The sequence below is a fragment of the Castellaniella hirudinis genome, assembly GCF_047468865.1.
Taxonomy (GTDB): domain Bacteria; phylum Pseudomonadota; class Gammaproteobacteria; order Burkholderiales; family Burkholderiaceae_B; genus Castellaniella; species Castellaniella hirudinis_A.
Window position 1 is genome coordinate 94649 of the sequence record NZ_JBLGTV010000003.1, and the last position, 13663, is coordinate 108311.

Consider the following 13663-nt stretch of genomic DNA (forward strand, 5'->3'; position numbering starts at 1 on the left):
TCTTCAAACGGCTTTGGCAAGGCGGCGCTGTACGACGTCGAGCAATACTTGTGCGCCCTGGATAAGCTGGTCGTCGTCGGTGTGCTCGCGCGGGTTGTGGCTGATGCCTTCGCGGCTGGGCACAAAGATCATGGCGGCCGGCGCGATGCGCGCAATCATTTGAGCATCGTGACCGGCGCCTGATGTCATGCGCCGGTGCGCGAAGCCGAAGCGTTTGGCGGATGCCTGGATCTCGTCCGCCAGCCCAGCGTCGAATGTCACGGGTTTGAAGCGTACCAGACGCTCGGTTTCGACCTGCACGCCTTCACGTTCGGCTATCTCCGAGAGAAAGTCGGCCAGGCGCTTTTCGGCGGCCTGTAGACGGCCTTCGTCGGGGTCGCGCAAATCCACGGTGAATGTCGCCTTGCGCGGGATGACGTTGACGACGTCCGGCTCGAAGCGCAGCGTCCCTGTGGTCGCCAGCGTGGTTTCCGGCGCGGCGGCGACGACGCCTTCGCGCAAAAAGGCAATGATGGCGGCCGCCGCATAGCCGGCGTCATGGCGCAGCCGCGTGGGTGTGGTGCCGGCGTGGTTTGCGGTGCCGTGAATGGTCAGCCGCTGCCAGGAAATGCCTTGCAGGTTCTCTACCACACCGATCAACTGGCCTTCGGCTTCCAGCACCGGGCCTTGTTCGATGTGCAGTTCCAGATATTCGTGCGGCACGATGCTGCCGGGTTCCATGTCGCCGGCATAGCCGATGCGCGCCAGTTCATCGCCCAGGCGCGCGCCATCCGTGCCGGTGGCGTCCAGCGCTTCCTCCACGGACAGGCCGCCCGCGTAGACGAGCGATCCCATCATATCGGGCTGAAAGCGCACCCCTTCTTCGTTGGTGAAGGCGCCAATCATGATGGCGCGGGCCGGCAGCACGCCGGCGGCCCGGTAGGCACGAACCACGGCCAGGCCCGCAAGCACGCCATAGCATCCATCCAGTGCGCCGGCATTGCGCACGGTGTCGATGTGCGAACCGATCATCAGCGGCCGCTCGTCGCCCGCCGCTGTGGCGGCGTGCAGGATGCCAAAGAGATTGCCGATGCGGTTCACCCGCACGTCGAGCTGCAGATCGCGCATCCATTGCGCGACCTGATCGCGGCCCGCTTTTTCGTCATCGCTCAGGGCGATGCGGGTGCGTCCGCCGGCGGCGGGATCGGCGCCGATGGCGCCGAGTGTCTGGATTTGTTCAAGCAGTTTGGTGGTGTCCAGGGAAAGAGATGCGGTGTGCATGGCGTGTCATGTGAGGGTCGATAAACTGTCATCGTACTTTCCCAGGCGGTTGTTTTTTTCTCATAATTTCAGCTTGAAGCTGAAGAATTGCTCGTTTTCAGTATCATTCAGCATCAAAGCGTCATGTGGCCCGGCTGTCCCGCATACGAGAGGCCGGCCGCCCTCCCTGTCGTGCGGGGCGGGCCGGGTGGATGCCAATGAATCACCTGCTAAACTAGCAGGTTGTTTTGACTTCCCTCTATCAAGCCCACCACCGTGATCTCCACCAATAACCTCACCATCCAGTTCGGCGCCAAACCTCTGTTTGAAAACGTCAGCGTCAAATTCGGCGACGGCAACCGCTATGGCCTGATCGGCGCCAACGGATCCGGCAAATCCACTCTGATGAAGATCATTGGCGGCGACCTGGAAGCCTCGGCCGGCAACGTGGCCCTGGATCCCGGCGTGCGGTTGGGCAAACTGCGCCAGGATCAATTCGCCTTTGAAGATCAGCGCGTGCTGGACGTCGTCATGATGGGGCACGTCGAAATGTGGCAGGCCATGAGCGAACGCGACGCCATCTACGCCAACCTGGACGCCACCGAAGACGACTACATGCGCGCCGCCGAGCTGGAAGGCAAATTCGCCGAATACGACGGCTATACCGCCGAATCCCGCGCCGGCGAGCTGCTGCTGGGCCTGGAAATCCCCGTGGAACAACACGAGCTGCCCATGCGCGAAATCGCCCCGGGCTGGAAACTGCGCGTGCTGCTGGCCCAGGCCCTGTTCTCCAATCCCGACGTCCTGCTGCTGGATGAACCCACCAACAACCTGGACATCAACACCATCCGCTGGCTGGAAAACGTGCTGAACGGCTACGACAGCACCATGATCATCATCAGCCATGACCGCCATTTCCTGAACCAGGTCTGCACCCACATGGCCGACCTGGATTACGGCGAGCTGCGCGTCTACCCCGGCAACTACGACGACTACATGCTGGCCTCCACCCAGGCGCGTGAGCGCCAGGTGGCCGCCAACGCGCGCGCCAAAGAGCGCGTCAGCGAGCTGCAGGATTTCGTGCGCCGCTTCGCCGCCAACAAGTCCAAATCGCGCCAGGCCACCTCGCGCCTGAAGCAGATCGACCGCATCAAGTCGGAGACCGTCCAGGTCAAGCCGTCGTCGCGCCAGAATCCCTATATCCGCTTCGAGGTCAACAAGATCCTGCACCGCCAGGCCGCGCACATCGAAGACCTGTCCAAGGCCTACGACCGGCCCATCATTCAGGGCCTGACCACCATGATCGAGGCTGGCCAGAAGGTCGCCATCATCGGCGCCAACGGGGTCGGCAAAACGACACTGCTGCGCCTGCTGGCCGGTAACCTGCCGCCCGACGACGGCGCGGTGCGCTGGTCGGAAAACGCCGACGTCGGCTATATGGCGCAGGACGTATCCGACCAGTTCGATTCCGACCGCGATCTGTTCGACTGGCTGACCGACTACCGCCAGCCGGGCGATGAAGACCAGTCGATCCGCTCGGTGCTGGGCCGGCTGCTGTTTTCGGGCGACGAAATCGGCAAGGCCGTGCGGGTGCTGTCGGGGGGCGAAAAAAACCGCATGAGCTTTGGCCGCCTGATGCTGGGCCGGCATAATGTGATGCTGATGGACGAGCCCACCAACCACCTGGACATGGAATCCATCGAATCCCTGCAGTACGCGCTGGAGCAATACCAGGGCACGCTGGTGTTTGTCTCGCACGACCGCCAGTTCGTTTCGGGCGTGGCCACCCGCATCATCGAAATCCTGCCGGATGGCCGCTTGAACGACTATCCCGGCACATATGACGATTACCTGGCCGCGCAGGGGATCGAGGTCTAGTTTCAAGTGACCGAACCAACCAGGCAGGACACCAGGCCGACGCCCGCTTCCCGGCCGCCGTGGGCCGGGGCCGTCCTATGTCCAGCACCCTGATTGCACTGAGCCGCCACGAGGCGGAGATCCGTAAAAGCCGTTTCGTGGCCCTGGCCGCGCCCATCGCCGATGCCCGGGCCGCCCAGGATTTCCTGGCCGCGCAGCACGACCCCCAGGCGACGCACAATTGCTGGGCCTGGCAATATGGGGATCAGTATCGTTTTCATGACGACGGCGAGCCCGGCGGCACGGCGGGGCGGCCGATTCTGCAGGCTATCCAGTCCCAGGGCTGCGACCGGGTGGCCGTGCTGGTGATCCGCTGGTTCGGCGGCATCAAGCTGGGGACGGGCGGGCTGATCCGGGCGTATGGCGGCACGGCGGCCGAGTGCCTGCGCCTGGCCGATAAGACCGTATTGCGGGAGGAAATCCTGGCGCGCTGTACCTGCGCGTATGCGGACATGGATCGGGTGCAGGCGCGCTTGGTGGCCGCCGGGGCGCAGGTGGAGTCGGCGGAATTCGACGCCCAGGGGGTGATCTGGGTGTTGCGCTGCGCCCGCGCTCAGGCGTCTGCGCTGGAAGCCCTGTACATGGATCAGACCCGGGGACGGGGCGGCTGGGCCGTGTTGTCCGAGCGCCCCGGCGACGTCCCGTCCTAATCGGGGATTTTCCCCTTGGAGCGCTGCTCGCGGTCGCGCAGGTCTTGGACGGCGACCCACAGGGCGACCAGCACCACGGCGATGATGACCCCGAAGCCGGTCATGGTGGCTACTGGCCAGGACGCATGGCCCAGCGACCAGAATACGGCCGCCGTGATCATGGCGATGCCCACCGAGGTGCCGATGCGCTGCCCGGTCTGCATGATCGCCCCCGAACTGCCGGCGTAATCCAGGGGCACGTCCATCAGGGTCAAGGCCTGGTTGGGGCTGATGACCGCCCCCTGGGCCAGGCCGATGAAAGACAGGGTCAGCAGCAGCCACCACGCGCTGATCCTGCCCAGGCTTTCCAGGTGGATGACCAGGATGCTGAGGGCCAGGCCGGCCAGGGCCAGCAGCAGGCCGCCGATCACGATCTTGCGCCCGTAGGCCATGACGCGGCGGCCCGCCCAATCGGCCGCCCAGGAGGATAGCAGGGCGGCCGGTATGCCGAACAGGCCCGATTGCAAGGCGCTCATGCCCAGGCCTTCCTGGACGTACAAGGCCACCAGCACCCAGATGCTGGTCATGCCCAGGAAATACAGGGCCATGATCAGGACGCCATTGCTGAAGCTGGCCGTGGAGAATATCCGCAGGTTCACCATGGGGCTGCCGCCGCGCCGGGTGACGCGGCGCTCCCATTGCACCCAGGCCAGGGTCAGCAGCAGCCCGGCGGGCAGCAGCAGCCAGGTCAGGGGGGCCGTGCGCGATTCGACGAAGGGGTACAGCACGGCCAGAACCGCCAGGCCCAGCAGCACGGAGCCGAGGGGATCAAGAGAACGCCAGCCCAGCCGGGCGGCGTCCTGGGCGTCCGGCGCTTCCGCCGAGGCATCCGCCCGCCGCGCCGCGGCCGAGCCCGGCCATTGGATCAGGGGTCGGGGAAACCACTTGAACCCCAGGATCAGGACGACGAAGCCGATGGGGACGTTGACCAGGAAAGTCAGGCGCCAGCCGATGTCCAGCCCGCCCAGTTCGATGAGCAGCCCGCCCAGCACCGGCCCGATCGCCACGGAAAACCCCACCACCGTGCCGAAATAACCGAAGGCGCGCCCCCTTTCGGCCCCCCGGAAATAGTGCTGGATCATGCCCAGCCCCTGGGGGTTGAGCAGGCCCGAACCCACCCCTTGGATGAAGCGCGCGCCGTTCAGCCAGTTGGCATTGGGGGCCAGGCCCGCCGCGATGGACGACAGGGTGAAAATGCCGACCCCGATCAGGAACAGCCCGCCGCGGCCCATGAGGTCGCCTGCGCGGCCCGCGGCCACCAGGACGACGCCGAACGTCAGGGCGTAGCCGGACAGCACCCACTGGATGTCCGCCCGGGAGGCCTGCAAGGCGACATGGATGGAGGGCAGGGCGACGTTGACGATGCTGACCCCGATCAGGGACATGAAGATCGTGGCCAGCAGGATGGCCAAAATGCGCCACCGACCGGGATCCGGTCGGTGGCTTGGCCTGGATGAGGAGGATGCGGTCAATGGGACGTGGAGGAAGCCTTTTCCTGCTCGGCGATCTGGGCGTGCACCTGGGTCATGTCGACGGCCTTGACCTGGGTGATGAGTTCTTCGAGCTGCGAGGCCGCCAGGGCGCCGGCCTGCTGGAACAGCAGGACGTTTTCACGGAACACCATCAGGGTCGGGATGGAGCGGATGCGCAGGGCGGCGGCCAGTTCTTGTTGTTCTTCGGTGTTGATCTTGGCGAAGGTGACGTCGGGGTGCTGTTCGGCGGCGGCCTCGAAGGTGGGGGCGAACTGCCGGCAGGGGCCGCACCACGGGGCCCAGAGGTCGATGATCAGGGGTTTTTCGGCTTTGGTGGCTTCCTGGAAGGTGTCCTGGGTGAGTTCGATGATGCTCATGGTGTCTCCGGTCGGTGGGGCGGCAACATGCCGCCCGGGTTTCGATCCATATGGGGACAGTGTACCCGTTGTGCAAGGCGCGGACGGGAAACCGGCCGAAAATCGCCCGCCCCGGACAGGGCGGACGATGGCGGGATCAGTCGGGGAACAGGGCGTATTTGATGACGAACAGGACGGCCACCAGCAGGGTGGCGGGGTGGATGTCGCGGAAGCGCCCGGACAGCGCCTTGATGACGACGTAGCTGATGAAGCCGAACGCCAGGCCGTTGGCGATGGAGTAGGTCAGCGGCATGGCCACGGCGGTCATGGCGGCCGGGACGGATTCGGTGATGTCTTCCCATTTGACGTCGACCAGTTCGCGCAGCATCAGGCAGGCCACGTACAGCAGGGCCGGGGCGGTGGCGTAGGCGGGCACGATGGCGGCCAGCGGCGAGAGGAACAGCGCCAGCAGGAACAGCACGGCGATGGTCAGGGCCGTCAGGCCGGTGCGCCCGCCCGCCTGCACGCCCGAGGCGCTTTCGACGTAGGCCGTGGTGCTGCTGGTGCCCAGGAAGGAACCCGCCACGATGGCGCAGCTGTCGGACAGCAGGGCGCGGCCCAGGCGGCCCGGATTGCCGGGGCGCACCAGGCCGGCGCGCGTGGCCACCCCGATCATGGTGCCGGTGGCGTCGAAGACCTCGACCAGCACGAACACCAGGATGATGTGGAAGAAACCGGTGTTCAGCACCCCGGCGATGTCCAGTTTGAAAAAGGTGGGATCCAGGCTGGGCGGGGCGGAGAAAATCCCCTGGAACTGCGTCAGCCCCAGCACGATGGACAGCAGGGTGACCGCCAGAATGCCGATCAGGATGGCCCCGCGAATTTGCAGCGCCCCCAGGGCGGCGATCAGGAAAAAGCCCAGGATGGCCAGCAGCGTGCTGGGTTGGGTGAGATCGCCCAGGCCCACCATGGTGGCTGGATTGGGCACCACGATGCCCGCGGTCTTCAGGGCGATGATCCCCAGGAACAGGCCGATCCCCGCGGCGATGGCGGCCCGCAGCGATGCGGGGATGCCCGCCACCAGCCATTCTCGGGCCCCGGTGATGGTCAGCAGGACGAACACCACCCCGGAAATGAAGACCGCCCCCAGGGCTTGTTCCCAGGTGTAGCCCATCTGGGCGACGACGGTAAACGCGAAAAAGGCATTGAGCCCCATGCCGGGCGCCATGCCGATGGGCCAGTTGGCCAGGAATGCCATGATGAGGGAGCCCAGGGCGGCCGCCAGGCAGGTGGCCACGAAGACCGAGCCTCTGTCCATGCCGGTGCTGGACAGGATGTCCGGGTTGACGAAGATGATGTAGGACATCGTCAGGAAAGTGGTGAGGCCCGCCAGCAGCTCGGTGCGCGTGCTGGTGCCGTGGTCTTTCAGCTTGAACAGGTTTTCGAACATGGGATCCCCTTCGGAGGTGGTGTTTTGTTTTCAGCTTATTGTCCGCGTCTATTCTACGACCAGCCTAATGGGTTTGTGAACATTGTAAAATCAGGGTCTATGCTGATTATCGGATTCGAAAGCTCGTGCGACGAGACCGGTGTGGCCATCGCCTGCACCGAGCGCGGCCTGTTGGCCCATGCCCTGCACAGCCAGATCGCCATGCACCGCGAATACGGCGGGGTCGTGCCCGAGCTCGCTTCGCGCGACCACATCCGGCGCATCGTGCCGCTGACCCGCCAGGTGCTGCAACAAGCGGGGGTGCGCTCGTCCGACCTGGGGCTGGTGGCCTACACGGCGGGCCCGGGTCTGGCCGGGGCGCTGCTGGTGGGGGCGGGCTTTGCCCGCGCCTATGCCTGGGGCCTGGGCCTGCCGGCCTTGCCCATCCATCATCTGGAAGGCCATTTGCTGTCCCCCCTGCTGGCCGATGACCCGCCGGATTTTCCCTTCGTGGCCTTGCTGGTGTCGGGGGGGCATACCCAACTGATGCGGGTCGACGGGGTGGGGCGCTATGCCTTGCTGGGCGAAACCCTGGACGACGCCGCCGGCGAGGCTTTTGACAAAAGCGCCAAGCTGCTGGGCCTGGGCTATCCCGGGGGGCCCGAACTCTCCCGCCTGGCGCAGGCGGGCGATCCGACGGCGTGCCGGCTGCCGCGGCCCATGCTGCACAGCGGCGACCTGGATTTCAGTTTCAGCGGCTTGAAAACCGCCGTGTTGACGCGCATGCGCGCCTTGCAGGCGGATGGCCGGGCGGCCGATCCGGCGGCGCGGGCCGATCTGGCGGCCGCCACCGAAGCCGCCATTGTGGATGTCCTGGCGGCCAAGTCTTTGCAGGCCTTGCGCCAGACGGGCCTGAAAACCCTGGTCGTGGCGGGCGGCGTGGGGGCCAATCAGCCCCTGCGCCGCCGTCTGCAGGCGGCCTTGTCCGACCAGGGGGGGCAAGTGTTTTTCCCGCCCCTGCATTTGTGCACCGACAATGGCGCCATGATTGCCTGGGCGGCCGCCTTGCGGATGCGGGCCGGACTGGTGGATTTGCCCGGCTTGATGGACGCGGGGTTTACCGTGCGCCCCCGTTGGGATTTGCAGGCCGTGTGCGTGGCCGATTGAGGCCCCGCCCCTTGGGCCGTCAAGGCTTTTTCTTTGCCCCCAGGCGGCTTTCGGTGCCTTTCAGCAGGCGGCTGATATTGGCTTTGTGGCGGTTGATCACCAGCACGCTGATCAGGACGATGACGATCGCCGTGGGCGCGTTGGCGCGCCAGGCCACGTTGTCGCCCAGAACATAATAGAAGGGGGCGAAGACGGCCGCCAGAATGGACGCCAGCGACGCATAGCGGGTGGCGAACACCACGACCAGGAAGGTCAGGACGGCGGCCAGCGCCAGCCCGGGCTGCAGCGCCAACAGCACCCCCAGGGCGGTGGCGACGCCCTTGCCCCCGCGAAACTGCAGGAATACGGATAGCATGTGACCCAGCACCGCGCCCAGGCCGGCCAGCGGGATGACCAGCGCGGGCAGCCCGCCCTGGCGCACGCACCAGGCCGCCAGCGCGACGGCGGCCCAGCCTTTGGCCGCATCCCCCAGCAGGGTGAGCACGGCGGCCGTCTTGCTGCCGCTGCGCAGCACATTGGTGGCGCCCGGGTTGCCCGAGCCGAAGCTGCGCGGGTCGCGCAGGCCCATCAGGCGGCTGACGATCACGGCAAAAGGCAGGGAACCCAGCAGGTATCCCCCGATCAGGGCGAGAACGGGGCTCAGGGTCGAAAGCAAGTCAGGCATGTGTTTTACGATGGCCCGTGGCAGGCCATATCTATCCGAATGGGGGTCATTCTAAAGCCGGCGGGCCTCAGCGTCATCCAGATCAGGGTATCCCCGGGTACAATTCGCTTCATTCTTCGGTTTCCCATAGGCGGACGGCAATGCGCATTCTGGTCTCAAACGATGATGGTTACAACGCGGCGGGCATCGAAGCCCTGGTGGCGGCGTTGCGCCCTTTGGCGGACGTTACTGTGGTGGCGCCCGAGACCAACTGCAGCGGGGCGTCCAATTCCCTGACGCTGCGCCGGCCTCTGTCGGTGCGGCAGGCCGCCAACGGGTTTTTCTTTGTCAACGGCACGCCTTCGGATTGCGTCCACGTGGCGCTGACCGGCTTGCTGGATTTCCGCCCGGATCTGGTGGTGTCCGGGATCAACAACGGCGCCAACATGGGCGAGGACACGCTGTATTCCGGGACGGTGGCGGCGGCCTCCGAAGGCTATCTGTTCGGCCTGCCCTCGATCGCGCTGTCTTTGTTGAGCCGCGATTGGCAGCACCTGGAGACCGCCACGCAGGTGGCCCAGGAACTGGTCGCCCGGTTTCGTGATCGGCCCTGGCAGGGCCCCATGCTGCTGAATGTCAACATCCCGTCCATCCCGTACCGCGAACTCACCGGGTTTCGGCCCACGCGCCTGGGCCGGCGGCATCCGTCCGAGCCCGTCATCCGCAGCACCACGCCGTATGGCGAGACCGTCTACTGGATCGGCCCCGTGGGCCGCCCGCTGGACGGCGGGATGGATACCGATTTCGGCGCCACGGAAGCGCTGGCGGTCTCCCTGACCCCGCTGCGCCTGGATCTGACGGATCATGCCCAGGCCCAGCCCCTTGCCCAATGGATATCGGCCTGATGATCAAATCGCGTCCGCCTAAAGGCCAGCCGGCCCCAGCGCGGCGCAGCCCGGTGCGCAGCGCCGCGCTGGGGCCCGGATATTCGGTGGCCAACAGCAATACCCGGATACTGGGGCCCAAGGCGGGGGCGTCCAGCCCGCTAACCCTGGCGCCCGTCGCCGCGCCCGCCAACCTGGGGCTGAACTCGGATCGTCTGCGCATCCAGATGGTGCGTCGTTTGCGCGACCAGGGCATCCGCGACGAGCGGGTTCTGGCGGCCATGCAGGCGGTTGCCCGGCACGATTTCGTGGATCAGGGCCTGGCCAGCCGGGCCTACGAGGACGCCGCGCTGCCCATCGGCTATGGCCAGACGATCTCCCAGCCCTGGGTGGTGGCCCACATGCTGGCCACCATGGCGCAGGATCGCAGCCCGCAGCGGGTGCTGGAGATCGGCGCCGGCTGCGGCTACCAGGCGGCTGTGCTGGCGCAGTTCGTGCCCGAGGTCTACGCCGTCGAACGCATCCGCGGCCTGTACGACCAGGCCCGGCTCAATCTGTCGCATGGCAAGGCCAGGGGCCGGGTGCGGCTGTCGTTTGGCGACGGCATGCAGGGCCTGGAACATCGCGCGCCGTTCGACGGCATTGTCGTGGCCGCCGCCGGGGTTAAAATCCCAGAAGTCCTGTTGCACCAATTGGCCGTCGGCGCCCGCCTGATCGCCCCCGAGGGTGCGGCGCACCAAAAACTTATACTTTTCGAGCGCACGGGCCCGGCCTCCTGGCACCGGGTCGAACTCGAAGATGTCCGATTTGTACCACTGCGTCCTGGCACGCAGGCCTGAGTAGGAGAACCACATGCACGAAGGGACGCTGGTGACAGTTGCTCCAACCCCCAGATCCATGCGCCCCGGGCGCATGCTGCTGTTGGCCGCTGCGTTGTCTGCCCTGGCATTGGCAGGCTGCGCCTCGCGTTCGCAGCGCGCGCCGGTGGCGGATCACTCCAGCGGGTCGGCTACCCAGGCCGCCACGGGCACCTATGTGGTGCGCGCCGGCGACACCTTATATAAAATCGCCCAGGCCCACGGCATGGAAGTCTCCCGCCTGGTGCAACTGAACGGCATCACCGACCCCGCCCAGCTGGCGATCGGGCAGGTGCTGCGCCTGGATGGCGGCACGCCCAAGCCCGCCGGCGGCTCGACCCCGGTGGCCACGCCGGTCGCCCCGCCGGGCGGCGGCACGTCCTCCAGCGCCACGGGGACGGCTTCGGCGCCGGTCAGCACCAGCGCCGCGCGCGCCAGCGATGCCGGCCTGGTATCGTGGGCCTGGCCGGCCAGCGGCAAGATCATCCAGGGCTTCAGCAGCACCACCAAAGGCATCGACATCGAAGGCGCCGCAGGTACGCCCGTGCAGGCCGCCGCCGATGGCAAGGTCATGTACGCGGGCAACGGCGTGCGCGGCCTGGGCAATCTGATCCTGCTGGGTCACAGCAACGGTTTCATTACGGCCTATGCCCATAACCAGACCCTGCTGGTCAAGACCGGCGGGTCGGTCAAGAAAGGCGAAAAAATCGCCACCGTGGGCCAGACCGACACCACGTCGCCGCGCCTGCACTTTGAAATCCGGCGCAATGGCAATCCCGTCAACCCCTTGTCCTACTTGCCTGCCCGATGATTCCCATTCTGGTCTTCGACCTGGAAACCATCCCGGATGCCGCCGGTTTGCGGCGGCTTAACCCGCAGTGGGCCGATTTGCCCGATGCCGACCTGATCGAAACCGCCCTGGCCCAGCGGCGCGAAACCCACGGCACCGATTTCCTGCCCCTGCATCTGCAGCAGGTGGCGGTGGTGGGTTGCGCCTTTCGCGACGACAGCGGCTTTCGGGTGCGCACCATCGGCCAGGCGGACGACCCGGAGGCCGCCCTGCTTTCCGGGTTTTTCAAGACCATCGGCCACTACACCCCGACGCTGGTCAGCTGGAACGGATCCGGCTTCGACCTGCCCGTGCTGCATTACCGCAGTCTGATCCACGGGGTGGCCGCGCCCCGCTACTGGGACACCGGCGAGGACGACCGCGATTTCCGCTTCAACAATTATCTGAACCGCTACCACACCCGCCACGTCGACCTGATGGACGTGCTGGCCAAGTTCAATGGCCGCGCCAATGCGCCGCTGGACCAACTGGCCAAGCTGTGCGGTTTTCCGGGCAAGCTGGACATGGACGGTGGCCAGGTCTGGCAGGCCTGGCATGCGGGCCAGCGCGACGCCGTGCGCAACTACTGCGAAACCGACGTGGTCAACACCTGGCTGGTGTACTGCCGCTACCGCCTGATCAAGGGCGAACTGGATGCGGTGTCGTATGCCGCCGAACTGGACTTGGTGCGCGGCACGCTGGCCGCCATCGACGCCCCCCACTGGAAAGAATTTCTCGCCGCCTGGACCCATGCCTGAAACCCGCTCGTACACTCTGGATATCGAATCGCTGGATCTCGACGGGCAGGGCATTGCCCACCATGACGGCAAAGTCGTCTTCGTCGACGGGGCCTTGACCGGCGAACGCGTGGTGGCGCGGGTCACGCGGCGCAAGCCGTCCTACGACAAGGCCCAGGCGGAAACCATTCTGCGGGCGTCGGCCCAGCGCACGACGCCGCCCTGTCCGCATTTCGGCGTGTGCGGGGGCTGCGCCATGCAGCACCTGGACGTGGCCGCCCAGATGGCGGTCAAGCAGCGCGCCCTGGAAGACGCCCTGGCCCATCTGGGCAAGGTCAGGCCAGATCAGATCCTGCCCGCCATGCAGGGGCCCGCCTGGGGCTACCGGCACCGCGCCCGCCTGTCTGTGCGTCTGGTTCCCAAAAAGGGCGGCGTGCTGGTGGGGTTTCGTGAAAGGCGCAGCAGCTATGTGGCCGATATCCGCGAATGCCGGGTGCTGCCGCCGCATGTGTCCGCCCTGCTGCTGCCGCTGCGCGGCCTGGTGGGCGGCTTGTCGCGCCCGGATCGCATCCCGCAGATCGAAGTCGCCGTGGGCGACCAGGCCACCGCGCTGTGCCTGCGGCACCTGGAACCCCTGACCGACGCCGATCTGCGGCGCCTGCGCGATTTCGGAGAACAGCACCGGGTGGTCTGGTGGCTGCAGCCCAAGGGCCCGGAAACCGCCCATCCGCTGGATCCGGCCCAGGTTGATGCCCTGGCCTATGCCTTGCCCGCCTATGGTTTGCGCATGCATTACCGGCCGGCGGATTTCACCCAGGTCAACCCCTTCATCAACCAGGCCTTGATCGCCCGCGCCTTGACCCTGCTGGCGGTGCGGCCCGAAGACCGCGTGGCGGATCTGTTCTGTGGCCTGGGCAATTTCAGCCTGCCGCTGGCCACCCAGGCGCGCCGGGTGGTGGGCATCGAAGGCAGTGAAACCCTGGTGGCCCGCGCCCGCGAGGACGCGGCCCGCCAGGGCCTGGCGGATCGCACCGAGTTCACGAAGCTGAACCTGTTCGAGGTGGACGCCGAGTGGCTGCGCGGCCTGGGTTATTTCGACCGCATGCTGATCGACCCGCCGCGCGAGGGGGCCTTTGCCGTGGCGCAGGCCCTGGCCGCGTTGGCGCCCGCCGAACGCCCGCGCCGGGTGGTGTATGTGTCCTGTAATCCGGCCACCCTGGCCCGGGACGCGGGCTATCTGCATCATGTGGGCGGCTGGGTCCTGAAGGCGGCTGGCGCGGTGAACATGTTCCCGCACACCGCGCATGTGGAGTCCATCGCGGTGTTCGAGCCCTCGGCCACGGCGGCCTGAGCCGCCTGCCCAGCCAATCGCGTAGGGCAGACAAGCCAGTCAATCGAGCTGGGCAGGGAAGCCAGTCAATTGAGTAGGGCAGGCAAGCCGGAC

Annotated in this window: 13 protein-coding genes; 8 read left to right on the forward strand and 5 right to left on the reverse strand. The window is 66.5% G+C overall.

The annotated features are described in order from the left end of the window. Window positions 1-3: 3 nt before the first annotated feature. Window positions 4-1260 (reverse strand): Zn-dependent hydrolase, encoded by a 1257-nt coding sequence (locus ACMHYJ_RS05900; protein WP_414245279.1) that lies wholly within the window; start codon window positions 1258-1260, stop codon window positions 4-6. Window positions 1261-1515: 255 nt separating this feature from the next. Between ACMHYJ_RS05900 and ACMHYJ_RS05905 the strand changes: the two genes are divergently transcribed. After that, window positions 1516-3117 (forward strand): ABC-F family ATPase, encoded by a 1602-nt coding sequence (locus ACMHYJ_RS05905; RefSeq protein WP_414245280.1) that lies wholly within the window; start codon window positions 1516-1518, stop codon window positions 3115-3117. 77 nt (window positions 3118-3194) lie between these two features. After that, window positions 3195-3806 (forward strand): IMPACT family protein, encoded by a 612-nt coding sequence (locus ACMHYJ_RS05910; RefSeq protein ID WP_414245281.1) that lies wholly within the window; start codon window positions 3195-3197, stop codon window positions 3804-3806. Here ACMHYJ_RS05910 and ACMHYJ_RS05915 read toward each other — a convergent pair. The 3 genes from ACMHYJ_RS05915 to ACMHYJ_RS05925 form a co-directional block, all read right to left on the reverse strand. After that, window positions 3803-5257 carry an MFS transporter gene (locus ACMHYJ_RS05915; protein WP_414245282.1) on the reverse strand — a complete coding sequence of 485 codons (1455 nt, stop codon included), beginning with the start codon at window positions 5255-5257 and terminating at the stop codon, window positions 3803-3805. The two genes, ACMHYJ_RS05910 and ACMHYJ_RS05915, sit on opposite strands and share 4 nt — an antisense overlap. A gap of 56 nt (window positions 5258-5313) precedes the next feature. Then, on the reverse strand, window positions 5314-5694 hold the full coding sequence (gene trxA, locus ACMHYJ_RS05920; protein ID WP_414245283.1) for a thioredoxin: 381 nt from the start codon (window positions 5692-5694) through the stop codon (window positions 5314-5316). 136 nt (window positions 5695-5830) lie between these two features. Then, window positions 5831-7123 carry an NCS2 family permease gene (locus ACMHYJ_RS05925; RefSeq protein WP_414245284.1) on the reverse strand — a complete coding sequence of 431 codons (1293 nt, stop codon included), beginning with the start codon at window positions 7121-7123 and terminating at the stop codon, window positions 5831-5833. 99 nt (window positions 7124-7222) lie between these two features. Here ACMHYJ_RS05925 and tsaD point away from each other — a divergent pair, with 99 nt between their 5' ends. Continuing rightward, window positions 7223-8269, forward strand: a complete 1047-nt coding sequence (tsaD, locus tag ACMHYJ_RS05930) for a tRNA (adenosine(37)-N6)-threonylcarbamoyltransferase complex transferase subunit TsaD (protein WP_414245285.1) — start codon at window positions 7223-7225, stop codon at window positions 8267-8269. A gap of 19 nt (window positions 8270-8288) precedes the next feature. Here tsaD and plsY read toward each other — a convergent pair whose 3' ends face one another. Continuing rightward, complete coding sequence (plsY, locus tag ACMHYJ_RS05935) at window positions 8289-8933, reverse strand: glycerol-3-phosphate 1-O-acyltransferase PlsY (protein ID WP_414245286.1); 645 nt, start codon at window positions 8931-8933, stop codon at window positions 8289-8291. Window positions 8934-9073: 140 nt separating this feature from the next. On the opposite strand from plsY, the gene surE reads away from it, so the two are divergent. Genes surE through rlmD form a run of 5 tightly spaced genes read left to right on the forward strand, consistent with a single transcriptional unit; the run spans window position 9074 to window position 13570 of the window. Then, complete coding sequence (surE, locus tag ACMHYJ_RS05940) at window positions 9074-9817, forward strand: 5'/3'-nucleotidase SurE (RefSeq protein WP_414245287.1); 744 nt, start codon at window positions 9074-9076, stop codon at window positions 9815-9817. After that, entirely contained in the window at window positions 9817-10635 is an 819-nt protein-coding gene (locus ACMHYJ_RS05945) for a protein-L-isoaspartate(D-aspartate) O-methyltransferase (protein ID WP_414245288.1), read from the forward strand. Before surE ends, ACMHYJ_RS05945 begins: the two co-directional genes overlap by 1 nt. Before the next feature lie 13 nt (window positions 10636-10648). After that, entirely contained in the window at window positions 10649-11464 is an 816-nt protein-coding gene (locus ACMHYJ_RS05950) for a peptidoglycan DD-metalloendopeptidase family protein (protein WP_414245289.1), read from the forward strand. After that, on the forward strand, window positions 11461-12240 hold the full coding sequence (locus ACMHYJ_RS05955; RefSeq protein WP_414245290.1) for a 3'-5' exonuclease: 780 nt from the start codon (window positions 11461-11463) through the stop codon (window positions 12238-12240). Before ACMHYJ_RS05950 ends, ACMHYJ_RS05955 begins: the two co-directional genes overlap by 4 nt. Further along, a complete protein-coding gene (gene rlmD, locus ACMHYJ_RS05960; protein WP_414245291.1) occupies window positions 12233-13570 on the forward strand; it encodes a 23S rRNA (uracil(1939)-C(5))-methyltransferase RlmD in 1338 nt (445 codons plus the stop codon). The genes ACMHYJ_RS05955 and rlmD overlap by 8 nt, the downstream gene beginning before the upstream one ends. The last annotated feature ends 93 nt before the right edge of the window (window positions 13571-13663 follow it).

Coding starts and splice junctions, on each gene's coding strand:
- ACMHYJ_RS05925 (WP_414245284.1), bottom strand. CDS start 7,123: ATGTTCGAAAACCTGTTCAAGCTGAAAGACCACGGCACCAGCACGCGC.
- surE (WP_414245287.1), top strand. CDS start 9,074: ATGCGCATTCTGGTCTCAAACGATGATGGTTACAACGCGGCGGGCATC.
- ACMHYJ_RS05950 (WP_414245289.1), top strand. CDS start 10,649: ATGCACGAAGGGACGCTGGTGACAGTTGCTCCAACCCCCAGATCCATG.
- ACMHYJ_RS05910 (WP_414245281.1), top strand. CDS start 3,195: ATGTCCAGCACCCTGATTGCACTGAGCCGCCACGAGGCGGAGATCCGT.
- ACMHYJ_RS05945 (WP_414245288.1), top strand. CDS start 9,817: ATGATCAAATCGCGTCCGCCTAAAGGCCAGCCGGCCCCAGCGCGGCGC.
- tsaD (WP_414245285.1), top strand. CDS start 7,223: ATGCTGATTATCGGATTCGAAAGCTCGTGCGACGAGACCGGTGTGGCC.
- ACMHYJ_RS05955 (WP_414245290.1), top strand. CDS start 11,461: ATGATTCCCATTCTGGTCTTCGACCTGGAAACCATCCCGGATGCCGCC.
- ACMHYJ_RS05900 (WP_414245279.1), bottom strand. CDS start 1,260: ATGCACACCGCATCTCTTTCCCTGGACACCACCAAACTGCTTGAACAA.
- trxA (WP_414245283.1), bottom strand. CDS start 5,694: ATGAGCATCATCGAACTCACCCAGGACACCTTCCAGGAAGCCACCAAA.
- rlmD (WP_414245291.1), top strand. CDS start 12,233: ATGCCTGAAACCCGCTCGTACACTCTGGATATCGAATCGCTGGATCTC.
- plsY (WP_414245286.1), bottom strand. CDS start 8,933: ATGCCTGACTTGCTTTCGACCCTGAGCCCCGTTCTCGCCCTGATCGGG.